A 24,326-nucleotide genomic window follows, 5' to 3' on the forward strand; every position below is an offset into this window, starting at 1 on the left:
CAAAGATTCTCTTTGTGTTTTTTGTTTTAGTAAAAAGGGGTTTATTTCTCAAAATTCATTAATTTAGAAAATTGTATTACCCTGCAGCGCTTTAAATACCACCAATGAATAGCCAAAAAAACAATGCCAATTGGTTGTTTGAAATAACACCCAAAAATAATTTCTTCACGCTCAATCTTAAAGAGGTTTGGCAATACCGAGACTTGCTTACACTTTTTGTCAAGCGAGATGTGGTTACGGTTTACAAACAAACTGTTTTAGGGCCACTTTGGTATTTAATTCAGCCTTTGTTTACTTCGATTACCTTTACGATTATTTTTAATAATTTGGCAGGCATCTCTACTGGATCCGTTCCGCCTTTCTTGTTTAACTTAGCAGGAATTACTATTTGGAATTATTTTACGGCTTGCTTTACTGGTACTTCAAACACTTTTGGTGCCAATGCAGGAATTTTTGGAAAAGTATATTTCCCTAGGATCATCGTCCCTATTTCTATTGTAATCTCTAATTTATTGAAATTCGGAATCCAATTTTTTATTTTCATTGCTTTTTATATTTACTATTATTTACAAGGAGCTCCAATAGGGTTGAGTATTTGGAGTCTGGGTTTTCCTGTTTTGGTTGTTCTAATGGGCGTTTTAGGACTCGGTTTGGGGATGATTATTTCCTCAATGGTTACAAAATACAGAGATTTTAGTTACTTAATAGGTTTCGGAATTCAATTATTGATGTACATCTCGGCGGTAGTGTATCCCATGGCTTTAGTACAAGAAAAAATGCCCGAATACGCTTGGATTATAAAATACAATCCCTTGGCTTACATCATAGAATCTACTCGTTTTATGTTGTTGAGTGTAGGTAGTATTTCTGTTTTAGGATTGCTTTATACAGCAGTGGTAACGGTGGTTTTATTTTTAGTAGGCATATTGGTTTTTAATAATACTGAGAAGAGTTTTATAGATACGGTTTAAATTCCTCCCCCCGGCCCCCTCCGAAGGAAGGGGAGTCGCTGCGGAGTCTTTGTCATGACAAAGAGTACTAACGAATAAAAAAAATAAAGTAGCATCTGCTGTCAATAAAATGTGACTCAGAATGCGAAGCAGTATCTAAGTTTTAGCTAATTCTGTTTACGTGAGGAGTGAGAAGGTAATTCTTGACAAGCGTGGAACGATTTAAATTATAGTATTTTTAATAAATGAATTTATTTCTGAGTTTCCTTTTATATGGGACTCAGGGATGCGTAGCTGTGGGATGATATTAAGTAATTTTGTGATTTACAAATTGCAAATGTATTTGATTAATAATAGAAAATTAGAGCGAAGGACTTGATACAGTCAAAAAATAAAAATGAGTAAAGACATTATTCTAAAAGCCGAAAATATTTCAAAGCAATACCGCTTAGGACAAGTAGGTACGGGTACGCTCCGTCATGACTTGAACAGGTGGTGGCATACCATACGTGGTAAGGAAAACCCGTATTTACAAGTTGGTGATACTAATGACCGATCTACCAAAGGGGAAAGTGAGTACGTATGGGCGTTAAAAGACATTAATTTTGAAGTTGAGCGCGGAGAAGTATTAGGAATCATTGGTAAAAACGGTGCAGGGAAATCTACGCTATTAAAAATTTTATCACGAGTTACAGCTCCTACAACAGGGAGTATCAAGTTTGGTGGCCGTGTGGCATCCTTACTAGAAGTAGGGACGGGCTTTAACGGTGAAATGACGGGCAGGGAAAATATATTTCTAAACGGTGCCATTCTTGGGATGACCAAAAAAGAAATTGCCTCCAAAATAGACGAAATCATTGCCTTCTCAGGTTGTGAGCGTTATATCGACACTCCGGTTAAAAGATATAGTTCCGGAATGACGGTGCGTTTGGCATTTGCCGTAGCCGCATTCCTAGAGCCCGAAATTTTGATCATCGATGAGGTTCTAGCTGTAGGTGATGCTGAATTCCAGAAAAAAGCCATTGGCAAGATGCAAGATATTTCTAAACAAGGCGGGCGAACAGTGTTGTTTGTGAGTCATAATATGGCGGCGGTGAAAAGCTTGTGTACTAGGGGTATTGTATTAGAGTATGGTGGAGTTGTTTTTGAAGGTGGGATTGATGATTGTATTGAGAAATATAACTCTGATTCAGTTTTTGAAAATGAAACTCAATACAATGGAAGTAAGATTATAAAAAAAGCGTTATTACACACTTCTAATGGTTTGATTAAATACAATTGTAGTTTTAAGTTGGAAATCTATTTTGAAGCAAAAAATAGTATAACAAATTTAGTTCTTGGTATAGTTATAAAAGATTTAAATGATGTTGAGTTAATAGGAGTTAATAACAGACATTATCATCAAGAAAAAATTAATAGTTCTAATATCTATAATGGTAGGGTGACAGTTTATATTGAATCTTTAAAACTTTTTCCAGGTGAGTATAAAATAGATTTGTATTTAGGGGACTCTGTAACTGATATTGAAATTGTAAATGACGCTATAAAGTTTACTGTAAGTGAATCTTTTCATAATGGAATACTTAATAGTTTGAATTTTAAGCTTAATAAAGTGTTTCACGATAAGATTGTTTGGAAGTATAATAAAATAAATGATTAGTTAATGTTTAGAAAAGCTATTAATTTTTTAACAAAGGTTTTTCAATCAGAAAATCAAAAAGAAACAGAGTTTTATAAAAAAATGTTTGTTGAAAACTCCTATTGGAATTCAACTGAGCCAAATGAAGAGGAAAAAATACGATGGAAAATTATTGAAACTTTTTTGAAGACAATGGAGTTTAAAAAAGGGTTTAATAACTTTTCTATTTTAGATTTAGGATGTGGGAGAGGATGGTTGACTAATTTGCTTTCAGATTATGGAGATGTGATTGGGATTGAGCCAGTAAGACCTGTTGTTGAGTACGCAAAAAAAATATTTCCTGAAATAAAATTTATCTGTGGGACTTCAAAAGATTTGCTAAAAAATCGGGAAATTGAAAAGTTTGATTTAATTGTTACTTCAGAAGTCATTGAACATGTTCCTGATAATAGTAAAAAACAATTTATTGAGGATATCTTTAGATTATTAAATGATAACGGACATTTAATTGTGACTACACCAAGAAAAGAGGCTCAAAAGGAATGGGTTAAATATAGTAACCCAAATCAGCCAATTGAAGACTGGATTTTGGAATCAGAATTAGAAAATCTTGTCACCAATAATGGTTTTACCAAAAAAATGTTAGATCGTTTTTCTATTTCTCCAGATAAAGGTAAACCAAAAATTGAAATTTATCAATTATGGTTATTTCAAAAAAAAACTAATGAATAGTCCTAAAATATCTATCATCGTTCCTTGTTTTAAGCAAGCTCAGTATTTGCCTGAGGCATTACAGTCTGTATTGAATCAAACGTATAGCGACTGGGAATGTATTATTGTCAATGATGGTAGCCCAGATGATACTGATATAGTTGCGAAAGAATGGCTGATTAAAGACCCTCGTTTTAAATACATTTATAAAGAAAACGGTGGTTTGAGTAGTGCTAGAAATGCAGGGATTGAATCATCAAAGGGTGATTATATTCAGTTTTTGGATGCTGATGATCTCATTGAAAGTTATAAAATAGAATATCAGATTCAATTCATGCTAAATAATCCGACTATAGACATTTCTATTTCGGGTTACCGGTATTTCGAATCTAATTCCAGTACCTTAAAAATTTTAGGAAGGAACGGCTTTAAACCTGAAGTATTTTTAACGAGGTATGACATCGATATAAAAGAAGTTTTATCTTTCGGCAACCCTATGGTTATTAGTGCACCAATTTATAAAATAGAGGTTTTTAATTTAGTTGGTTTTTTTGATCTAAGCCTAGCGGCTTTAGAAGATTGGGATTTTCACTTTAGATGTGCATTACACAATTTAGTTTTTGAACATATTGGCTATGCAAACAACACCAAAACTTTGATCAGAATTCATCCTGAAAGCATGACGAGTAATGCTGAGAAAACTAGAAATCAAGTTGTGCTATTCCAAAAACACATCCAGAAAAACATATTATATGTTAATTATTTTAATGTGAGGACGGAAGATAAAAGTATTAGAAAAAGAAATAAAAGGGAAAAAATGACAGATTTAATAGTTGCTTTTATACCACCAATTTTTGTAAAAATTTATAGGTATGTCAAATCAAATTAAACCCATTGCCATTTATTTACCACAATTTCATCCAATTCCTGACAACGACAGATGGTGGGGAAAAGGGTTTACGGAATGGACAAATGTCGCTAAAGCGAAACCATTGTTCAAAGGACACTATCAACCTCACTTACCTGCTGATCTAGGTTTTTATGATTTAAGATTGGAAGAAACTAGATTAGCCCAAGAGCAATTGGCAAAAGAATATGGTATTCATGGTTTTTGTTACTATCATTATTGGTTTAATGGCAAAAGGCTCTTACATGAACCTTTGGATCGTAAATTAAAAAATCCAAAGGAAAATTTGCCTTTTATGCTGTGTTGGGCAAATGAAAACTGGACTAGACGTTGGGATGGTGAAGAGCAAGAAATATTAATGAATCAAGAATATAGTTTTGAAGATGATGCACAACATTTTAATTTTCTCTGTCATCATTACTTTACTGACGAAAGATATATTAGACACAATGGTAAACCAGTTTTTATTATTTATAGACCTAAATTGTTCGCTGATATTAATAAAACTATAAAAATTTGGAGGGATATTGCCATAGAAAAAGGAATTGGTGAAATGCATTTAGGTTATATGCAGAGTTGGGGGGTTTATGATGACCCCTTACTTATGGGTTTTGATTTTGCTGTAGAATTTCAACCTGTTTTTCCTAAATCAGCAATTTATAATAGTCCTAAGTCTGAAAATATTTTAAACAGAATATTATCTATTTTTACCTCAGAAGAAAAAAATGACACAAGCAATATTGTTTTTGACTATAAAAAATTAGTTGCTATTCAAAAGCAAAAAAAGTTTGTTAGTAATGTAAGTCCATGTCTTATCCCTATGTGGGATAACAGTGCTAGAAGAAAAAAAAATGCAGCTATATTTATTAATTCAACACCTGAAATTTATGGCGATTGGTTGGGGTTTATAGTAAAAAACTTTCCTTGGAAACTTAACAATGAAAAGTTTTTATTTATTAATGCTTGGAATGAGTGGGCGGAGGGTAATCACTTAGAGCCATGTCAAAAATGGGGTAAAAAATATCTAAAAATCACAAAAGAAAACCTTGAAAATAATGGCCAATAAAATACAATTTTTAGCTTATTATTTGCCTCAGTTTCATCCTATTCCTGAAAACGATAGTTGGTGGGGCAAAGGCTTTACAGAGTGGACTAATGTTACCAAAGCACAGCCTTTGTTCAAAGGACATAATCAACCAATTATGCCAGGCGAATTAGGTTTTTATGATTTACGAATTCCCGAAATTCAAGAGCAACAAGCACTATTAGCTAAGTCATACGGTATAGATGGTTTTGTATACTATCAGTATTGGTTTGGTAAGGGGAAAATGCTATTAGAAAAACCCGCAGAAGCCATGCTTAGCAATAAGAATATAGATTTCCCTTTTTGTTTTTGTTGGGCAAACGAAACCTGGAAAGGTATTTGGCATGGTATTCACGATCCAAGAGTCTTAATAGAACAAACGTATCAAGGCAAGGAAGGTTACCAAGCCTATTTCGAATATTTACTTCCTTTTTTTCAAGACAAACGATACATCAAAGAGCAGAATAAACCTGTTTTTCATGTGTATAAATTAGATGATATACCAGATATAGCCGTCTTTGTAACTACTTTTAATGAACTTGCTATTCAAGAAGGATTTGATGGTATACATTTGATAGCCACGATATGCTCAGAAGCAGTGTTAAATAGCGATTTTGTTTATGGTAAAGTTGGAGTAGATGTTTTTATGAAAATGCGCTACAGTCAAAAAACTATGTCTCTTAAAAATAGCATTTATCTTACACTAGAGCGAAAATATAATAAGATTACGAATAGTTTATATAGAAAGAATAAATCAATTGATGAAAGATCAAAACCTTTAATTTTCGATTATCAGAAAGGTGTGGCAAAAATGAACTCTAGTTTCACAAGTTTAAAACATATTTCTTGTGTATTTCCAAATTGGGATAATACCGCAAGAACAGGTAAAAAAGCGATGATCTTCATCAATGCCACCCCACTGTCTTGGAAGGTTCATTTGCAAAATACGGTCAATGAATTATTGAAAAACCCGCATAATCCTCAAATTGTGATTATCAAATCATGGAATGAGTGGGCTGAAGGTAATTATATTGAACCCGACGCTACTTACGGCAGGCAGTGGCTCGAAGTTGTAAAAAGTGTGAAAGTGAATTTATTATCGCGTTAGATGTTATAAAAAGCAAAGTGAAAAATAATAATAGTACAGTTATGAAATCATTAGTTTCGATTATTATCCCTTGCTACAACCAAGATCAATTCTTGGATGAAACTTTGCAATCTGTTTTTAATCAAACGTATTCAAATTGGGAATGTATTATTATAAATGATGGCAGTGTAGATCGTACCGAAATTATCGCAACGGAATGGGTTACTAAAGATAATAGGTTTAAATATACAAATCAGGTAAATAAAGGCGTTAGTGCAGCAAGAAACAGTGGGCTAACACTCGCAAAAGGAGAATATATTCAGTTTTTAGATGCAGATGATGTACTAGCAGTAGATAAAGTACAAATTTCTCTTGAGGCAATATTTAAAAACAATGTTCAAGTTTGCTGCTGTAATTATTCAATGTTTACCAAATCGACGATACATGTATTACCTCCTTTCTCTAAATTAGCCTCTTTTGAATTTAATTTTGAGAATCTTGCAAGGTATTGGAATGATGGTTTTACAATTCCTATTCATTGTTGGTTTTTTAAGGCAGATTTATTTGATGCTGTTATATTTCCTGAGGGTCTAACTGCTCAGGAAGATTGGATAGTTTGGCTTAGAATATTTCAGAAATCCCCAAAGACTTTCTATATTGATGAACAGTTGGCTTTTTACCGTTTAAATCCAAAAGGACGCACACAAATCAAAGGTTTTTTTAATGAAACGCTTGAAGCCATTCATTATTTAAAAGATTTTTTAAATGAAGCTGAATTTCAAAAACTTTACGAATCGGCCATAATTAGGAATCATAACGGGATGACTTATTGGAGAGAAAGAGAAGTGAATTTAAAAAAGTCAAATACCTATCAGTTTGGTTTGTTGTGTAAAAAAGTAACTGAGAAATTAGGTTTGTTAGCCTTTGCAAAAGCAGTCTTTTTATATCTTAAATCTTTAAAGTAAAAGCATTGGTATTAGCTATTGTTATTCCGTATTATAAAATCCGTTTTTTTGAAGCTACCTTGCAATCGCTGGCGCTTCAAACAGATAAACGCTTCAAAGTTTATATTGGAAATGATGCTAGTGATCAGGATCCATCGAAACTTTTAGAGAAATTTAAAAGTCAATTTGATTTTGAATATCAGTATTACGAAACTAACTTAGGCTCGATATCGTTAACACAACAATGGGAACGTTGTTTGGCTATGGTCGGCAACCAAGATTGGGTAATGATTCTAGGTGATGATGATACTATTGATGCTAATTGCGTGGCACTATTTTACCAAAATAAAGATCTGGTTGAAAGTAAGAATTGCAAAGTGATTCGCTACGCAACGCAAGTAATCGATCAGAACGATGCAACATTATCTGGTATATATACACATCCTATGTATGAGACTTCGGCTGATTTTTTGATGCGTAAGTTTAAGGGTGGCACCCGCTCTTCGTTAAGTGAATTTATTTTTAATAAAGATGCTTTGCTCAAGCATAAATTTAAGGATCTTCCTTTGGCTTGGTTTTCGGATATTTTAGCGGTGCTCGAAGTGTCCAATTTTGGATTAATTTATACGATTAATGAGGCCGTTGTGCAATTTAGGTTAAGTGGTGATAACATCACATCTAGAGCTGATAATTTAGTTTTAAAAAACGAAGCTAGTTTTGAGTTTTTCTATTATTTGATCAAGGAGAAAAAGGGATTTTTTAGCGACCTTCAAATCCCTGTTTTACAAGAGAATCTTGAAAAAACGTTTTTATATAATAAAAAAAACATTCGGTTTTGGGTACTTTTTACGAAGTTGTACTTGAGCAAAGGTTACTTTAAAAAATATATTAAGTTCCTGATAAAAAGTGGACTGATGGTTCTAAAAAAAATATCATGAAGATATTAATAATTGTTCAAGATCTTAGGGTTTCAGGAACTAGTGAAGGGATCGTTTCTCGTTCTTTTATTGGTAAGTTGTCCCATTTATATCCCAATGCAGTGCTAGATGTGCACTATTTCATGTACTACAAACACGAGTATGACAAGGAGATTTTGCCGGTGAATAGTATAACTGAATACCTAATAAAAAGGAAGCCCTCTTTTTTATTAAAAATTACTAATGCCATTTATAGAAGAGTTTTTACAAAGTCATTGTACAAATTGTTTTTATTAAACCAGTATAAAAAAGCAATATCAAAAATTAATGCAGATGCTTATGATTTGGTTTTTGTTCGTAGTGCAGGGTTAGAGTATGAAACTATTTTAGGTTTAGAAGGCTTGCCTATTTTGTCGAAAGCTATTATTAATTTTCATGATCCGTTTCCACTGTTTTTTGATTCCTCAGGAACTGGTCCTCTGACAGAAAAAGACTTAATTGATTTTAAATCAATGTATTCTGTTGTTCAAAAGGCCTTTCGCTGTACAACACCCTCGCATTTACTGTCAAAAGATTTGCAATTGATTTATGGTAATCAAAAAAAGTTTTATACACTGCCACATCAGTATGATAAACACGTTTTTGACTTGTCTAAAGTAACTCAGGTTCGGAAAAAACAAAAGCCAATTTCTATTTCCTATCATGGAGGGTTACAATTTGGTCGGAACATAGATATTCTAATTGATGCATACATATCGTTGATTAGAAAAAACAAATTGATTTTGGAGCAGTCGGAATTAGTTCTCCGCTTGAAGAGCTCGGAAAATAATAGATTAAAAGAAAAATACAAAGTATTTGATACCATTCATATTTTAGATAGTTTGGATTTTTCAAATTCTGCAAACGAACAGAAAGAGGAAGCTGATATTATTGTTTTAATAGAAAGTGTGTTAGATTATAGCAATATCTTACTTGGGAAAGCGCCATTAGTAGCGTCACTCGATAAGCCGGTTTTAGCGTTATTGCCAAAGGTATGTGAATTGCGCACTATTATAAATGATGATAAATACATGGCCACAAGTAATGATCAAAACGATATAGCAATAAAATTAGAAGCATTAATTATAACTACTTTAGATAAAAAAGAGATTTCGGCTGCCTTTGGTAATTATTTTAGTGATGTACAATTTAATGATAATATTGATTTTATTATTAATTTGGAACCTTTTAAAAATTAACTCTAATGAGAAAGATTATTTACACATTGATCTCCAAATGTGGATATAGGATTGAAAATAAAAACAAAATTAACGTCGAAAATTTAAAATTTGTAAATCAATTTGAAGCAAGAATTAATCAGCATTTGGTAGTAAAATCAATAGAGTTTATTAAGGAAATTTTGTATTCGTTTCCAGATCTGCAAATCAAGGACTGTGACTACGGACTAAATTTTAATTTCCAAGAAATTAAAATCTATGTAGAAACGTATGAGGAAATATTAATAATTTCAGAGATTTTTGTGAAAAAGGAATATGATTTTTTTACAAGTGAAAAGATAGTTTTATGTGATATTGGTGCAAATATAGGTTTAGCATCGATTTTTTTATCGCTTAAAGAAAATATAGAAGCTATTTATGCATTTGAACCGGTTCGTCAAACTTATCATCAAGCGTTAATTAATTTTAAAATGAATAGTCATTTTTTAAAAGTCAAATCTATCAAAAATTATGGATTAGCTAAAAATGACCGAGATCAAGTTTTTCTATTTAATAGTAATGTAAAGGGAAACACGGGAATACGTGGATCTAAAAGCAGTAGTTTTGTTGCAGAAGCGGTTACTAATGTCAATGTCAAATTGAAAAACGCTTCCAATGAAATTGAAATGATACTTAAAGAGCATCCTAATTCAAAAATAGCAATTAAGGTTGATTGCGAAGGTGCCGAGTATGAGATTTTTGAGGACTTAAATGAGTCTGGATGCCTGAAGAAAATAGATTATATCATTTTGGAATGGCATGATGAAGGTAGTTCATCATTGGAGTTGATCTTAAGGGATAATAAATTTGAATATTTTGCACGCAATATGGCTTTAAGCACAGGAATGATATATGCGATTAATAGAGGTAAGAACTTATGATGGTTATTTAGAATCTTTATTGTTTTGAAACTTTTTAATAAAATTATAATGAAAATTAATAATCGATGAATCCTTTAATTTCTGTAATTATTCCCACTTATAATAGAGCGGATTTAATAGGCGATACATTAGATAGTATTGTGGATCAAACATACTCAAATTGGGAATGTATCATTATTGACGATCATAGCAACGATGATTCATTTTCTGTAATCAGTAGGTATGTAGAACTGGATTCTCGCTTTAGATATTATTCTAGGCCGATAGAAAGACCTAAAGGAGCCAATTCTTGCAGAAACTATGGATACAAGCTGTCGAAAGGAATTTACATTAATTGGTTTGATAGTGATGATTTGATGTGTCCTACTTGCTTAGAAAAGCAATTGAATTCCTTGTCTTTGGGGGCAGATGTAAGTGTTTGTAAACTAGAGTATTTTGATGCGGAATCAGGGTGTTGGGACAAAATAAATAATATCTACTCTGAAAATTTGATTCAAGATTATTTAATTGGAAAAGTACAGTTTTATGTTTCGCCGCCAATGTGGACAAAAAAATTTCTTGCAAATCAAATTGAATTATTTGATGAAACCATAAGAAATTTAGACGATTGGGATTTTAATTTAAGAATGATATATCAAAAGCCTAAAATCACTTATCTAGATGAAGTACTTATTAAGTATAGAGTTCACAGTAGATCATTGTCGCAACAAATTAAAAAGCTAGATATAGATGAAGTTAAGTCGGAGTTTAGAGCTAGGCATAAACATTCTCAAATAATAAAAAACAATAATCAAATTGATCTTTCAATTGTTCAGGTGTATATAAAAGATCGTTATAAGTATTTATTTCGGGAAGCAATGGTTAGGCGTGACGAACATAACTTGTATTATTTAAAAGGTCTTCTATTTTCACAATTATATTTGTTTGATTTTTTAGGTGTTTTTAAAACCTTATTTGGTTTTTTGGTGTTCCGTATATTTAATAAAGGTTATAAATTGTTGTAGCAAATGAAGATACTTTTTGTTTCGATGAATTCAATTCATTTTGTTCGATGGATCGAGAATTTAAAAGACTCTGAACATGATTTATATTGGTTTGATGTTTTGGATAGAGGGGAATTACAAACTTTCCCCAGAGTGAAGCAATATGCCAAATGGAAAGAACGAAAAATGCCATATATAAAAGGGGAATATTTTTTGAAAAAAAAAATGTCCACAGTTTTTAATATTATCCAGCCTTTGCTTGAAGTTACTATTGACGAAAAATTAAAGCAAATAATAGAAGAAATTAATCCTGATGTCGTTCACAGTTTTGAAATGCAAAATTGTTCGTATCCAATTTTGAGGACAATGAAGAAATTTCCTAATTTAAAATGGATCTATTCGTGCTGGGGAAATGACCTATATTATTACAAAGATTTAAGCAGGCATAATGCGAAATTAAGAAAGGTGTTGCAGAGGGTTGATTACCTGCAAGCGGATTGTGAACGTGACTGTAAACTAGCAGTTGGATTAGGTTTTTCTGGATATCTTAATGAGGTAATCCCCGGAGGAACTGGATATATGGTTGAATCTTTGGCGAAGCATAAAAAGGAAATTGCAGAGCGAAAAATAATTTTAATAAAAGGGTACCAACATATTTTTGGAAGAGCTTTAATTGTTGTACAAGAAATGGAAAAGATACAGTTAACTTATCCAGAATATGAAATCGTAATATTTGGGTCTCACCAAGAAGTGTGCTCTTTTATCGAAAATAAAAAATTGCCTTTTAAATTTTTCACACGTAACGAGTTATCTCAACAGGAATTACTTCAATTAATGGGGCAATCCCTTTTATATATTGGCAACAGTATTTCAGATGGTATACCTAATACTCTTTTAGAGGCTATTGTCATGGGAGCTTTCCCTATTCAGTCTAATCCAGGAAACGCAACCGCTGAAATTATAGCTGATGGTATAAACGGTTTTTTAATTAATGATCCCGAGTGTAACAACGAAATATATTCTATTATATGTAAGGCTTTGAATAATAAGTCATTAATTGCTAAAGCATATGCTTTCAATGAAAATATTGCCAAACTACGTTTGGATTATGCTATTAATAATATAAAAGTTAATAATTTGTATCGAAAAATTGTAAATGAGAGTCGGTCATAACCCACATAAAGATCAATTGTTAAGTGCACCAGATTATCTACATCAGGTGGTTATTCCGGTGTATATACCGCATCAAGAAGATTATTTTAAAGATAGTTTTAGGATCTTACAATTATGCATCAATTCGTTAGTGGCAACGGTACACGCTAAAACATGCATTAGTATTGTTAATAATGGGAGTTGTGATGACGTAAAAATATATCTCAATGAATTATACGAACAAAAGCTAATTCAGGAATTGATACATACCGAGAATATTGGCAAACTAAATGCTGTTTTAAAAGGAATTGCAGGCAATGCAATTCCATTAGTCACAATTGCAGATGCCGATGTTTTGTTTTTAAATAGTTGGCAAAGTGAAACGACAAAGATTTTCAATCAGGTACCGCAAGCGGGCGTAGTGGGTATAGCGCCTCAATTTAAAATGTATGAAGGCCATTGCGGTAATGTGTTATTGGCTAATTTGTTCAATGGTAAAATGTGCTTTAGTCCCGTTAAAAATCAAGAAGCCTTAATTCGTTTTTATCACAGTATAGGATGGGATAGAAATTATAATCAAGATTACTTAAAATACAATTTGTCATTAACCATTAATCCAGATCTGAAAGTATTGATTGGATCAGGACATTTTGTAGCGACTTATAAAAAAGATGTTTTTGAAAATATAGTGAGTTATATAGGTTACAAAATGGGAGGAGACAGCGAAGGCTATCTGGATAAATTACCTTTAGAAAAAGATTATTGGCGTTTAACAACTCAGGATAATTATGCCTTTCACATGGGTAATGTGCATGAAGATTGGATGGTCGTACCTGCAAAAAATGAGCTAAAAGTAGATTTTCCTACCATCAATTTCTCAAAAAGAAAACCCATTAATACAGTCGTGTATTTTGTTAAAAACAGATTGTTTGTAAAATTTTTATCGTTTGGTTGGCTGAATACACTTTTTTTACGTTGTAAAAAATTACCAAAACACATGATTAAAAGGTATTAAAAATGGAGTCGATAAAACCTTCTTTTACGATTTTAATAACCACAAAAAATAGGGTTCATGATCTTAGGATTACTTTAGCTAAATGTACCGATTTGTTTAGCTATGATCAAGTGAACTATATAATTTGTGATGATGGCTCGACTGACGGAAGCCATGATTTTATTGCAAAACAATATCCTTTTATTCAATTAATTCAAAACAAAGAAAGTAAAGGATTAATATATAGTCGGAATAGATTACTTGATTTAGTCACAACACCATTCGCTATTTCTTTGGATGACGATGCCCATTTTATTACCCAAAAACCATTACCAATAATTAGCGCATATTTCGATACCAATCCAGCGTCCGGTTTACTTGCGTTTCGCATCTTTTGGGGGCTCGAAGCACCTATTACGACCAGCACAAACGAAAAAGATCAGGTAGTGCAAAGTTTTGTAGGTTGCGGACATGTGTGGCGTATGGAGGCATGGCGTAGTATTGCAAATTACCCAGAATGGTTCGAGTTTTACGGCGAAGAGGATTTTGCTTCTTATGAATTGTTTAAGAACAATTGGTCTGTTGATTATGTGCCTCAAGTTTTAGTACAACATCGTGCAAATGTCAAAGCCCGAAGGAACGATTTGGATCATAATTTGCGTTTAAGACGCTCTTTACGCTCGGGTTGGTATTTGCTTTTTATGTTTATTCCATTGCATTTAGTGCCACGAAAATTTAGTTATTCAATCTGGATGCAGTTTAAACGAAAAGTATTCAAAGGAGAATTAAATGTACTGTTGGTGTTGCTATTAGCATTCAAGGATTTAATTGTAAATTTCCCTAAACTCTTTAAACAGGGCAAGAGATTGTCTCCCAAAGAATGGGAAGTGTATTCAAAATTAAGCCCAACAAAAATATATTGGCAACCAAGCCACGAAAAAATTACGGATGATAAACTATAAAAACTTAGATCGCGGTCAGTGGGCTGAGACAAAATTAAAGCAAGTTGTTACTCAAATGCCAAATAAAACAGTAAGTGATATTGGCGCTGGCTTTGGCTGGTTTCAGCCTATAGCACAGGAATTTCAACTGGACTGGCAACCCTTTGATTATATCAGGAAAATTGATGCATCTGTCATTTGGGATCTCAATAATCCAGCAGCTATAACAGCCAACAAGCCTGGGTTTGTCATTTTTTTGGAGGTTTTAGAACATTTATCAAATCCAGAAGTAGGTATTAGGAACATTGCTAACCATATTGAAACAGGAGGGTTCATAGCTATTACTACCCCAAATCCGTTAAGCGCAGCAAGTAAGTTCTCACTGTTATTCAAAAATGCGCTCTATGCTTTTCAAGAGAAACATTTAGTAGAACACCATGTTTATGTTCCCTTGCCACATATTGTAAAATTTCATTTAGAAAACAACGGCTTCGAAATTATCGAAATGGCAACCATTGGAAAATTAATAGCTCCAAAATTTCGTATTCGTTTTAATTATTTAAAAGATGTAGCGCGTTACCTTATATTGCAACTATTTGTTTTACAAAGAGCCGAATCACGCGGTCATACGCAAGCTTATTTTGCAATAAAAAAATAAGGATGTTGTGAAAAGCGGTTTTAATTTTAAATAGAAGTGATATGAAAAACATTGTCATTGTACCAGCACGAGGTGGTTCCAATCGCTTACCAAACAAAAACATTATGCTATTGGGAGGGTTGCCACTTTTAGTTCATTCTATCGCTTACGCAAAAAAAAATCAGGAAATTGTAGATGAAATATATGTAAGTACCGATGATCCTTTGATCAAGAAAATAGCACTAGAGCAAGGAGTTCGAGTAATCGACAGGCCGGTTAATATTGCGGGAGATTTAGAACCTACAATAACTGCCTTGCAACATGTTTTAGAGTCCATTGAGCATGAGGTTGCAAATGTCATCGTATTGCAACCAACAAATCCATTACGTCCCGAAAATTTATTGAAAGAAGCCTTTGCTACATTCAGCAACAATCAGTCGAGTAGCTTATTTACGGTAAGTCGCAATGAGCATAAACTAGGGAATATTGTAGAGGACCGTTTTATTCCAATGAATTACAAAGCTGGTCAGCGTTCTCAGGATTTAGCCCCGCTTTATTTTGAAAATGGGCTGTTGTATATTTGTGAAGCACAACAAATTGTAAAGGGCGAAATTATGAATGAAAGTAGTTTTCCTTATCTTGTAAATCATATTTTTGCTACTGTGGACATTGATGCCCAAGATGATTTTGACTACGCAGAATATTTATTTCAAAAATTCCTAAAAACTAATTGATAACACAATTATGAATACCTATATAGAAATAGCAGGCCGAAAAATAGGGCCCGATTTTCCGCCTTTAGTAATAGCCGAAATTGGAATTAATCATGAAGGTTCTTTGGCAGTTGCCAAACAAATGGTTGATGCCGCTCATCGAGCAGGAGTGGAGGTAGTAAAACACCAAACCCATATTGTAACAGATGAAATGAGTGGTGCTGCCAAAAAAGTTATTCCAGGCAATGCAGATGTTTCGATATACGAAATCATGGAGCGCTGTTCTTTAAATGAAGCAGACGAATTAAGCTTAAAAGAATATGTCGAAACTAAAGGCATGATCTTTATTTCAACACCATTTTCAAGAGCGGCGGCAAACAGATTAGAAAAATTTAATGTACCGGCTTATAAAATAGGTTCTGGAGAATGTAATAACTATCCTTTGCTAGAACACATTGCTTCGTTTGGCAAGCCCGTTATCTTGAGTACAGGTATGAATACCATAGAAAGTGTGGCAAAGGCAGTTGCCATTTTTGACAAACACAAAGTTCCAGTAGCGCTATTGCATACCACCAATTTATATCCTACGCCTATTCATTTGGTTCGTTTTGGCGCTATGACACAACTGCACGAATCATTCCCGGATAAGGTTTTTGGTTTGTCAGATCATACTTTAAATAACAATGCCTGTTTGGGTGCAGTAGCTTTGGGCGCAAGTATTTTAGAGCGTCATTTTACAGATACCATGCAACGCACAGGACCAGATATTGTGTGTAGTATGGACGAGAAGGCAACAAAGGATTTAATTGTAAGTTCTAATGAAATCTGGCAAATGCGAGGTGGCACTAAAGAACCAGCCAAAGAAGAACAAGTCACTATAGATTTTGCTTTTGCAACCGTGTGTACAATTAAGCCAATAAAAAAGGGAGAAGCTTTTACCATGGATAATATTTGGGTAAAACGCCCCGGAACGGGTGAAGTTTTAGCCGAACGATTTAATGAGTTGATTGGTAAAATTGCTTTTAGGGATATAAAGAATGATGAACAATTGAGATTGGAGGATATTGAGTAAATGGGTTTCGACTCCGCCGAAAAATATCGTTTGTCAATTAGAGCTGAGTCGAGAATCTAGTTTAGATAAAAAGTAATTTCACAAAAGGGCTTCGACTCCGCTCAGCCTGACAATCGTGCATGAAACAACAATTGTCAATTCGAGCGGAGTCGAGAATCACTTTAACACAAAACGTGATTTGATAAAAGGGCTTCGACTCCGCTCAGCTTGACAATTAAGAGGTTTATGAGAAATATTGTTTGTCAATTCGAGCGGAGTCGAGAATGTTGTTTATTAGGGTTATGATTGTAAAAGAGTTTCGACTCCGCTCAGCTTGACAGTGGTGCATGAAACAACAATTGTCAACTCGAGCGGAGTCGATAATGTTGTTTATTAGGGTTATGATTGTAAAAGGGTTTCGACTCCGCTCAACCTGACAATTGGGAAGTTGATGAGAAATACGATGTCAAGTCGAGCGGAGTCGAGAATCTTGTTTACATGAAACGTGATTTAATAAAAGGGTTTCGACTCCGTTCCCCCTGACAGTGGTGCATGAAACAACGATTGTCAATTCGAGCGGAGTCGAGAATCATTTTAATATAAAACAGGTATTTATAAACAAAGGCTTCGACTCCGCTCAACCTGACAGTCGTAAGTGAAACAACAATTGTCAATTCGAGCGGAGTCGAGAATCTAGCTAAAATAAAAAAGAACTCAAATGAAGTTTTACTATGTTTATTTGTTAAAATGTAAAGACGGCTCCTATTACGTAGGCGTTACATCAAATGTCGATAGGAGACTGATGGAGCACAATGCTGGCAAATACCCTGACGCGTACACTTATAAACTTAGACCAGTAGAATTAGTGTGGTATCAAGATTTTCTAGATCCAAATCAAGCAATTGTTTTTGAGAAGAAGATAAAAAAATGGAGCAGAGCTAAGAAAGAAGCGCTCATAAATGGAGAATATGATCTGCTACCATTTTTATCAGAGTGTAAAAATGATTCACATGCTAAAAACAAAGGCTTCGACTCCGCTCAGCCTGACAGTGGTGCATGAAACAACGATTGTCAATTCGAGCGGAGTCGAGAATCTAGTTTAGATGAAACGTGATTTGATAAAAGGTCTTCGACTCCGCTCTGCCTGACAATGGTAGATGAGATAACGATTGTCAATTCGAGCGGAGTCGAGAATCTAGTTTAGATGAAACGTGATTTGATAAAAGGGTTTCGACTCTGTTCCCCCTGACAATGGTGCATGAAACAACAATTGTCAATTCGAGCGGAGTCGAGAATTTAGTTTAGGTGAAACGTGATTTGATAAAAGGGCTTCGACTCCGCTCAGCCTGACAGTGGTGCATGAAACAATAATTGTCCCTTCGAGCGGAGTCGAGAATCTGGTTAAATGAAAATATGATTTAATAAAAGGGCTTCGACTCCGCTCAGCCTGACAGTGGTGCATGAAACAATAATTGTCCCTTCGAGCGGAGTCGAGAATCTAGTTTAGATGAAACGTAATTTGATAAAAAGGCTTCGACTCCGCTCAACCTGACAGTGGTACATGAAACAACAATTGTCAATTCGAGCGGAGTCGAGAATCTAGCTAAAATAAAAAAGAACTCAAATGAAGTTTTACTATGTTTATTTGTTAAAATGTAAAGACGGCTCCTATTACGTAGGCGTTACATCAAATGTCGATAGGAGACTGATGGAGCACAATGCTGGCAAATACCCTGACGCGTACACTTATAAACTTAGACCAGTAGAATTAGTGTGGTATCAAGATTTTCTAGATCCAAATCAAGCAATTGTTTTTGAAAAGAAAATTAAAAAATGGAGCAGAGCTAAGAAAGAAGCCTTAATAAATGGAGAATATGATCTGCTACCATTTTTATCAGAATGTAAAAATGATTCACATGCTAAAAACAAAGGCTTTGACTCCGCTCAGCTTGACAGTAGTACATGAAACAACAAATGTCAATTCGAGTGGAGTCGAGAATTTAGTTTAGGTGAAACGTGATTTGATAAAAGGGCTTCGACTCCGCTCAGCCTGACAGTGGTGCATGAGATAACAATTGTCAATTCAACGGAGTCGAGAATCTAGTTTAGATGAAACGTAATTTGACAAAAAGGCTTCGACTCCGCTCAGCCTGACAGTGGTGCATGAAACAACGATTGTCAATTCGAGCGGAGTCGAGAATCTAGTTTAGGTGAAACGTGATTTGATAAAAGAGTTTCGACTCCGCTCAGCTTGACAGTAGTACATGAGATAACAATTGTCAATTCGAGCGGAGTCGAGAATCATCTTAATACAAAACATGTATTTATAGACAAGAGCTTCGACTCCCCTCCGCCTGACAATAGGAATTTTAAAATAATTAATGAAAAAAATAATATTCTTAACAGGCACTCGTGCTGATTTTAGTAAAATAAAATCATTAATCTCTATTTTGGATCAACATCCAAATTTTGAGGTTTTTGTTTTTGTTACCGGTATGCACATGCAGGAAGAATACGGTTTTACACTATTGGAAATCCAACGCTGTCAGTTTAAAAACATTTATACGTTTGAAAACCATACCGACGAAGCCACAATGGACTTAACGCTGGCGAAAACTATTGAAGGGCTATCCAGTTATTCTAAAAAAATAAATCCTGATTTAATCGTGGTGCACGGTGACCGAGTAGAGACGCTGGCGGGTGCCATTGTAGGTTCTTTGAATAATATATTAGTGGCTCATATTGAAGGCGGTGAATTATCAGGAACTGTAGATGAATTGATTAGGCATAGTGTGAGCAAGCTAAGTCATATTCATTTTGTTTCGAATGAGGAAGCGGCCAAAAGACTGCTGCAAATGGGCGAAGTTGCTTCCTCTGTTTTTACGATTGGTTCTCCGGATATTGATATTATGTTTTCGAATACCTTGCCTAGCCTTGAAGTTGCTAAAGAATATTATCAAATTGATTTTGAGAAATTTGCCATTGTTATGTTTCATCCCGTAACTACCGAGGCAAATGAAATGGAACAATACACAGATAATTTTGTCAATTGTTTGCTAACCGATGATCACAATTATGTAGTTGTTTATCCCAACAATGATTTGGGCAGTAAATATATTATTTCGGCTTTTGAAAAACTTAAAAACAATAGCCGTTTCAGAGTTATTCCTTCTTTGCGTTTTGAGTATTTTTTAACCTTACTCAAAAACGCACAATTTATTATTGGCAATAGTAGTGCAGGAATCAGGGAAGCTCCGTATTACGGATTGCCCATCATCAATATTGGAACAAGACAACAAAACCGTGCGGTACATGCTGATATTATTAATGTAGATTATTCGGTGAAGAGCATCAGTAGTGCTTTGAAAACTATTGACGAACATCAAACAGTAGTCGTTAATCCTGATTTTGGTTCTGGAAACAGCAGCGCATTATTTTTACAAGTAATCGAAAAAGAAACGTTTTGGACAATCAATCATCAAAAGCAATTTAGAGGAATCTAATAATTCCAAAAGAAATGAAAAAACTAGGAATAGTAATAACTGATGGGGTTGGTTTTCGTAATTTTATTATGAGTGACTTTCTTGCAGCCGCAACTAAGGAATTTGATTCAGTAACTATTTATTCGGGCCTACCTATTAGTGCTTTCCCAACAAAGTTGATAGAAACGGTTGCTATAAGAGAATTAACAGTTTTTGAGGAGCCTAAGCTAACTTGGTTTTTTAGAAAATGGAAAGAAGTGGCACATTTGCAAAGATTTAAATCTTTTTATGGAATGAGCGACACATTGAAATCAGGTTATCCTAAAGAGAATTCATTGAGAGCTATTTTAGTAAAATGTATTTATGCGGTTACCAGAGTAATCCACTCTGATTGGAGTATTAAGCAAATCGAAAAATTACAGTTTTTTAGTTTTTCAAAACATGAAGTAACGCAATCGTATATTCATTTGTTAGCAAAGGAGGAACCAACACAGTTGTTTTTTACCCACCAAAGACCGCCTTATTTAGCTCCTTTTTTATATGCTGCTATCAAACATAAAATTCCAACAACTAGTTTTATTTTTAGTTGGGACAATTTGGCTTCAAAAGGAAGGATGTTAGGAACCTTTGATTCTTTTTTAGTTTGGAGTAATTTGATGAAAAAAGAGTTGTTGCATTTTTACCCTAATGTTACTGCAGATAAAGTAAAAGTGGTAGGTACACCTCAGTTTGAACCCTATACAATGGAGCAATATAGTTGTTCTAAAGATGAATTTTATACCCTTTTTGATTTAGATAAAAATAAGAGAATTATTTGCTTCAGCTGTGCAGATGCTAGTATTGGAGGGAATGATCCAATAGTTATTAAAGCGATAGTTAAAGCGATTCGAGCTGGTAAGATAACGAATTGTCAACTTGTAGTTCGTACTTCTCCAGCCGAAGAAGCAACTCGGTTTGCTGCAATCAAAGCGGAATTTCCAGAAATTAGTTGGAATAACCCCAAGTGGATTCTAACTCGCGAAAACCATGCAGAAGCCTGGTCACAACGCATTCCGTCTATAGAAGATATCAAAGATTTACGCGCACTATTGCAATATGCTGATCTCAATGTGAATATGTGCTCGACTATGAGTTTGGATTTTATGCTGTTTGATAAACCCGTAATCAATACTGTTTTTGGTAATCTTGAAAATGGGTTGTACAATGATCAACGATTTTTAAATTACGATCATTATAAAAAAGTGATTGATAGTGGAGCAGTTACTATTGCTAAAGATGAAAAGGAATTAGTTGAACAAATAAATGAAGCACTAGCAAATCCTGCTGGTCGCAGCCTTCAACGAAAAGGGTTGGTAGCCATGCAAATCAGCGCATCTCTTGAAGGAACCAGTAAGCGTATTGCGCAATCTCTAGCACAACTCAATGGATAATTTAAAGAAAATTGCTATACTTTGTAATTATGAATTGCTTCCCGAACGTGTAGGAGGTATGGATTATTTCTTTTGGGAGTTTGATGCCAGTTGTAAACGGAACAATATTCAAATAGATTGGTTTTTTCCCAACAAATCGGATCATGGTGACTATAACAAGCTCACTATTTATGCAAGCGGGAATCAAAGTATCGAAGCTTTTTTTCTGGATTTCAGCAAAAAGCACGAGCCTACTTACACCCATATTATCACCCATTTTGTAGCATTTTGTACGCCGTTTTTTAAAAAAATAAAACAACAGTTATCGACTGCTGAGGTAATTGGAGTCGATCATAACCCTAGGCCGTTGCACGGGTATCCGTTAAAAAAGAAAGTCGAAAAAAGACTAAAAGGATTGCTGTATTCTCGATATATCGATCAATTCATTGGGGTGTCTCCTTTTTCGGTTCACGCGATGATCCAGGATTTTGGGAAACAAATAAAATCCAAAACGAAGCTTGTTTATAACGGATTGCAACAAGGCAACTTTAAACAAAAAACCAGTTTTGTTACAAATAATCGTTTTGTAGTTGCCTCGCATTTGCGAAAAGAAAAGGGAATTCAAGATTTAATTTTGGCTGTAAAATTATTGAATGATGAGGTTAAATTTGACTTTACCATTGCTATTTATGGCGAAGGTTATTACCAAACTCATCTAGAAAACTGTATTAAAGAATACAATTTGCAAGATTATTTTAGTTTTAAAGGGAGTGTTTCTAATCTCAAAGAGTTGTATGCCAACTATGATTATTTAATACATCCATCGCATGGAGAAACTTTTGGTTATGCGGTTTTAGAGGGGTTGTTTTCTCATTTACCAGTGGTAACTACTGCTAATCAAGGAAATGTTTTGGGATTAGTAATCGACAATCAAAACGGGTTTTTGTTTCAAGAACAAGATGTGGAAGGATTAAAAACAATTCTTCAAAATATTTTAAGTTCAAAAGCAGCTATCACTAGGGATGCCTTTACAGCTGATTTAAGTGATTTCTCGCTCCATAAAATGGTTGAAAATCACCTGCAATTACTCTCTCAAAAATAAGTATAACGCTCCTGAAATAGTATATTTGCGCCTTTCATTTATTATAACTTATGTTTTTTAACTCCCTAACCTTCGCGGTTTTTTTACCCATCGTTTTTGTATTATACTGGTTTGTTTTTAATAAAAACAAAAGCAGTCAAAACCTACTTTTAATTCTAGCGAGCTATTATTTCTATTCCTGCTGGGATTGGCGTTTTTTATTTTTATTGGTTTTTTCTACTTTTCTGGATTATTATACCGGAATCCAAATAGAAAAAAACAAGAACGAAAAAATTAGGAAATTCTGGTTCTGGTTGAGCATCGGAATCAATTTAGGGTTTCTTGGGGTTTTTAAATACTATAACTTTTTTGCGAGTTCGTTTGCGACACTTTTAAGTGATTTCGGACTTAAAACAAGTCCGTTTTTGCTAGACGTCGTCTTGCCTGTGGGGATTTCATTTTATACTTTTCACGGTCTATCGTATGTAATTGACATTTATTACAAAAGGATAAAAGCCGAATACAACTTTGTGGACTACTCTTTATTTGTGAGTTATTTTCCGCTTTTAGTTGCTGGGCCAATTGAGAGAGCGACGCATTTACTGCCGCAGGTCAAGGTAAAAAGAACGTTTGACTATGAGAAAGCCAAGCAAGGTGCGTATCAATTTATATGGGGACTGGTAAAAAAAGTGGTTATTGCCGATACTTGTGCCACCTATGCCAATGCTATTTTCGACAATTATACCCAGATGAATTCGTGGTCCTTAGTGTTGGGAGCGGTTTATTTTGCCTTCCAGATTTATGGCGATTTCTCCGGCTATTCGGATATGGCATTGGGAATGTCTAAGTTATTCGGGATGGATTTACTACGGAACTTTAATTACCCTTATTTTTCGAGAGATATTGCCGAGTTCTGGCGTCGTTGGCACATTTCCTTGTCCTCTTGGTTTCGGGATTATTTATATATTCCGTTGGGAGGGAGCAAAGGGTCTAAAATGAAACAAGTACGCAATGTGTTTATCATCTTTGTAGTCAGTGGTTTTTGGCATGGCGCTAATTGGACGTATCTGGCCTGGGGATTTATCAACGCCTTGTATTTCTTACCGCTTTTAGTACTCAATAAAAACCGTTCGAATATGGAGATGGTGCAGTTGCAATGGAATTTCGCTTCCGCAAAAGAGATTCTGCACATTTTTTACACTTTTGCATTAGCGTGCTTGGCTTGGATCTTTTTTAGAGCGAAGTCGATTACAGATGCCGTTTTGTACATCAAAAGAATATTCACTGAGGGGAATTTTAGTTCGCAATACCTTACTAACGAACGCTACAATTACGAACTACTGTTGATGATTGCACTTTTTGTTGTGGTCGAATGGAACTATCGATTCAAAGAAGAACCACTTTCGGGTAAAAACAGTTGGTTGAAGGTCGCTTTAGCAATTGCTGCTATTATTGCCTTAGGAACCTACTCTGATTACAAAGAATTTATCTACTTCCAATTTTAAAA

At 34.3% G+C, this 24,326-nt stretch carries 23 protein-coding genes; all 23 read left to right on the plus strand.

Annotated features, from left to right (window positions below; all coding sequences use genetic code 11):
* Positions 1-104: 104 nt before the first annotated feature.
* The 23 genes from H8R24_RS03915 (at position 105) to H8R24_RS04025 (ending at position 24,324) form a co-directional block, all read left to right on the plus strand.
* A complete protein-coding gene (locus H8R24_RS03915) occupies positions 105-971 on the plus strand; it encodes an ABC transporter permease (protein WP_187017254.1) in 867 nt (288 codons plus the stop codon).
* Positions 972-1,347: 376 nt separating this feature from the next.
* Positions 1,348-2,610: an ABC transporter ATP-binding protein gene (locus tag H8R24_RS03920; protein WP_187017255.1), complete on the plus strand. Its 1,263-nt coding sequence runs from the start codon at positions 1,348-1,350 to the stop codon at positions 2,608-2,610.
* Positions 2,611-2,613: 3 nt separating this feature from the next.
* On the plus strand, positions 2,614-3,321 hold the full coding sequence (locus H8R24_RS03925) for a class I SAM-dependent methyltransferase (protein WP_187017256.1): 708 nt from the start codon (positions 2,614-2,616) through the stop codon (positions 3,319-3,321).
* A complete protein-coding gene (locus H8R24_RS03930; RefSeq protein WP_187017257.1) occupies positions 3,314-4,189 on the plus strand; it encodes a glycosyltransferase family 2 protein in 876 nt (291 codons plus the stop codon). Before H8R24_RS03925 ends, H8R24_RS03930 begins: the two co-directional genes overlap by 8 nt.
* The gene (locus tag H8R24_RS03935; RefSeq protein WP_187017258.1) at positions 4,173-5,273 is read left to right on the plus strand and encodes a glycosyltransferase WbsX family protein; all 1,101 of its coding nucleotides are present in this window, start codon (positions 4,173-4,175) and stop codon (positions 5,271-5,273) included. The genes H8R24_RS03930 and H8R24_RS03935 overlap by 17 nt, the downstream gene beginning before the upstream one ends.
* Complete coding sequence (locus tag H8R24_RS03940) at positions 5,263-6,399, plus strand: glycosyltransferase WbsX family protein (RefSeq protein WP_187017259.1); 1,137 nt, start codon at positions 5,263-5,265, stop codon at positions 6,397-6,399. Before H8R24_RS03935 ends, H8R24_RS03940 begins: the two co-directional genes overlap by 11 nt.
* A 41-nt stretch (positions 6,400-6,440) precedes the next feature.
* A complete protein-coding gene (locus H8R24_RS03945) occupies positions 6,441-7,343 on the plus strand; it encodes a glycosyltransferase family 2 protein (protein ID WP_187017260.1) in 903 nt (300 codons plus the stop codon).
* A 5-nt stretch (positions 7,344-7,348) separates the two neighbouring features.
* Positions 7,349-8,260 (plus strand): glycosyltransferase family 2 protein, encoded by a 912-nt coding sequence (locus tag H8R24_RS03950; RefSeq protein WP_187017261.1) that lies wholly within the window; start codon positions 7,349-7,351, stop codon positions 8,258-8,260.
* The gene (locus H8R24_RS03955) at positions 8,257-9,477 is read left to right on the plus strand and encodes a glycosyltransferase family protein (protein ID WP_187017262.1); all 1,221 of its coding nucleotides are present in this window, start codon (positions 8,257-8,259) and stop codon (positions 9,475-9,477) included. Before H8R24_RS03950 ends, H8R24_RS03955 begins: the two co-directional genes overlap by 4 nt.
* 5 nt (positions 9,478-9,482) lie before the next feature.
* Positions 9,483-10,376: an FkbM family methyltransferase gene (locus tag H8R24_RS03960; protein WP_187017263.1), complete on the plus strand. Its 894-nt coding sequence runs from the start codon at positions 9,483-9,485 to the stop codon at positions 10,374-10,376.
* 65 nt (positions 10,377-10,441) lie between these two features.
* Positions 10,442-11,380 carry a glycosyltransferase family 2 protein gene (locus tag H8R24_RS03965; protein ID WP_187017264.1) on the plus strand — a complete coding sequence of 313 codons (939 nt, stop codon included), beginning with the start codon at positions 10,442-10,444 and terminating at the stop codon, positions 11,378-11,380.
* Positions 11,381-11,383: 3 nt separating this feature from the next.
* Positions 11,384-12,532 (plus strand): glycosyltransferase, encoded by a 1,149-nt coding sequence (locus tag H8R24_RS03970; protein WP_187017265.1) that lies wholly within the window; start codon positions 11,384-11,386, stop codon positions 12,530-12,532.
* Complete coding sequence (locus tag H8R24_RS03975; protein WP_187017266.1) at positions 12,516-13,526, plus strand: glycosyltransferase family A protein; 1,011 nt, start codon at positions 12,516-12,518, stop codon at positions 13,524-13,526. Before H8R24_RS03970 ends, H8R24_RS03975 begins: the two co-directional genes overlap by 17 nt.
* Positions 13,527-13,528: 2 nt before the next feature.
* Positions 13,529-14,467, plus strand: a complete 939-nt coding sequence (locus H8R24_RS03980) for a glycosyltransferase family 2 protein (RefSeq protein ID WP_187017267.1) — start codon at positions 13,529-13,531, stop codon at positions 14,465-14,467.
* Positions 14,454-15,104: a methyltransferase domain-containing protein gene (locus tag H8R24_RS03985; RefSeq protein ID WP_187017268.1), complete on the plus strand. Its 651-nt coding sequence runs from the start codon at positions 14,454-14,456 to the stop codon at positions 15,102-15,104. Before H8R24_RS03980 ends, H8R24_RS03985 begins: the two co-directional genes overlap by 14 nt.
* 41 nt (positions 15,105-15,145) lie before the next feature.
* Positions 15,146-15,817, plus strand: a complete 672-nt coding sequence (locus tag H8R24_RS03990) for an acylneuraminate cytidylyltransferase family protein (protein WP_187017269.1) — start codon at positions 15,146-15,148, stop codon at positions 15,815-15,817.
* Positions 15,818-15,827: 10 nt separating this feature from the next.
* Positions 15,828-16,868: an N-acetylneuraminate synthase family protein gene (locus H8R24_RS03995; RefSeq protein ID WP_187017270.1), complete on the plus strand. Its 1,041-nt coding sequence runs from the start codon at positions 15,828-15,830 to the stop codon at positions 16,866-16,868.
* Between the two features lie 697 nt (positions 16,869-17,565).
* Complete coding sequence (locus H8R24_RS04000; RefSeq protein WP_187017271.1) at positions 17,566-17,907, plus strand: GIY-YIG nuclease family protein; 342 nt, start codon at positions 17,566-17,568, stop codon at positions 17,905-17,907.
* A gap of 564 nt (positions 17,908-18,471) precedes the next feature.
* The gene (locus H8R24_RS04005) at positions 18,472-18,813 is read left to right on the plus strand and encodes a GIY-YIG nuclease family protein (protein ID WP_187017272.1); all 342 of its coding nucleotides are present in this window, start codon (positions 18,472-18,474) and stop codon (positions 18,811-18,813) included.
* A gap of 415 nt (positions 18,814-19,228) precedes the next feature.
* The gene (gene neuC, locus H8R24_RS04010; protein WP_187017273.1) at positions 19,229-20,350 is read left to right on the plus strand and encodes a UDP-N-acetylglucosamine 2-epimerase; all 1,122 of its coding nucleotides are present in this window, start codon (positions 19,229-19,231) and stop codon (positions 20,348-20,350) included.
* A gap of 14 nt (positions 20,351-20,364) precedes the next feature.
* Positions 20,365-21,759 carry a hypothetical protein gene (locus H8R24_RS04015; RefSeq protein ID WP_187017274.1) on the plus strand — a complete coding sequence of 465 codons (1,395 nt, stop codon included), beginning with the start codon at positions 20,365-20,367 and terminating at the stop codon, positions 21,757-21,759.
* Positions 21,752-22,840, plus strand: a complete 1,089-nt coding sequence (locus H8R24_RS04020; protein ID WP_187017275.1) for a glycosyltransferase family 4 protein — start codon at positions 21,752-21,754, stop codon at positions 22,838-22,840. The genes H8R24_RS04015 and H8R24_RS04020 overlap by 8 nt, the downstream gene beginning before the upstream one ends.
* 50 nt (positions 22,841-22,890) lie before the next feature.
* Complete coding sequence (locus tag H8R24_RS04025; RefSeq protein WP_187017276.1) at positions 22,891-24,324, plus strand: MBOAT family O-acyltransferase; 1,434 nt, start codon at positions 22,891-22,893, stop codon at positions 24,322-24,324.
* Positions 24,325-24,326: the final 2 nt, after the last annotated feature.

It is taken from the genome of Flavobacterium muglaense, from assembly GCF_014305155.1.
Classification (GTDB): domain Bacteria; phylum Bacteroidota; class Bacteroidia; order Flavobacteriales; family Flavobacteriaceae; genus Flavobacterium; species Flavobacterium muglaense.

Coding starts and splice junctions, on each gene's coding strand:
- H8R24_RS04005 (WP_187017272.1), top strand. CDS start 18,472: ATGAAGTTTTACTATGTTTATTTGTTAAAATGTAAAGACGGCTCCTAT.
- H8R24_RS04000 (WP_187017271.1), top strand. CDS start 17,566: ATGAAGTTTTACTATGTTTATTTGTTAAAATGTAAAGACGGCTCCTAT.
- H8R24_RS04020 (WP_187017275.1), top strand. CDS start 21,752: ATGGATAATTTAAAGAAAATTGCTATACTTTGTAATTATGAATTGCTT.
- H8R24_RS03965 (WP_187017264.1), top strand. CDS start 10,442: ATGAATCCTTTAATTTCTGTAATTATTCCCACTTATAATAGAGCGGAT.
- H8R24_RS03915 (WP_187017254.1), top strand. CDS start 105: ATGAATAGCCAAAAAAACAATGCCAATTGGTTGTTTGAAATAACACCC.
- H8R24_RS04025 (WP_187017276.1), top strand. CDS start 22,891: ATGTTTTTTAACTCCCTAACCTTCGCGGTTTTTTTACCCATCGTTTTT.
- H8R24_RS03920 (WP_187017255.1), top strand. CDS start 1,348: ATGAGTAAAGACATTATTCTAAAAGCCGAAAATATTTCAAAGCAATAC.
- H8R24_RS03940 (WP_187017259.1), top strand. CDS start 5,263: ATGGCCAATAAAATACAATTTTTAGCTTATTATTTGCCTCAGTTTCAT.
- H8R24_RS03980 (WP_187017267.1), top strand. CDS start 13,529: ATGGAGTCGATAAAACCTTCTTTTACGATTTTAATAACCACAAAAAAT.
- H8R24_RS03945 (WP_187017260.1), top strand. CDS start 6,441: ATGAAATCATTAGTTTCGATTATTATCCCTTGCTACAACCAAGATCAA.
- H8R24_RS03975 (WP_187017266.1), top strand. CDS start 12,516: ATGAGAGTCGGTCATAACCCACATAAAGATCAATTGTTAAGTGCACCA.
- H8R24_RS03990 (WP_187017269.1), top strand. CDS start 15,146: ATGAAAAACATTGTCATTGTACCAGCACGAGGTGGTTCCAATCGCTTA.
- neuC (WP_187017273.1), top strand. CDS start 19,229: ATGAAAAAAATAATATTCTTAACAGGCACTCGTGCTGATTTTAGTAAA.
- H8R24_RS03925 (WP_187017256.1), top strand. CDS start 2,614: ATGTTTAGAAAAGCTATTAATTTTTTAACAAAGGTTTTTCAATCAGAA.
- H8R24_RS03985 (WP_187017268.1), top strand. CDS start 14,454: ATGATAAACTATAAAAACTTAGATCGCGGTCAGTGGGCTGAGACAAAA.
- H8R24_RS03995 (WP_187017270.1), top strand. CDS start 15,828: ATGAATACCTATATAGAAATAGCAGGCCGAAAAATAGGGCCCGATTTT.
- H8R24_RS03935 (WP_187017258.1), top strand. CDS start 4,173: ATGTCAAATCAAATTAAACCCATTGCCATTTATTTACCACAATTTCAT.
- H8R24_RS03930 (WP_187017257.1), top strand. CDS start 3,314: ATGAATAGTCCTAAAATATCTATCATCGTTCCTTGTTTTAAGCAAGCT.
- H8R24_RS03970 (WP_187017265.1), top strand. CDS start 11,384: ATGAAGATACTTTTTGTTTCGATGAATTCAATTCATTTTGTTCGATGG.
- H8R24_RS03960 (WP_187017263.1), top strand. CDS start 9,483: ATGAGAAAGATTATTTACACATTGATCTCCAAATGTGGATATAGGATT.
- H8R24_RS04015 (WP_187017274.1), top strand. CDS start 20,365: ATGAAAAAACTAGGAATAGTAATAACTGATGGGGTTGGTTTTCGTAAT.
- H8R24_RS03955 (WP_187017262.1), top strand. CDS start 8,257: ATGAAGATATTAATAATTGTTCAAGATCTTAGGGTTTCAGGAACTAGT.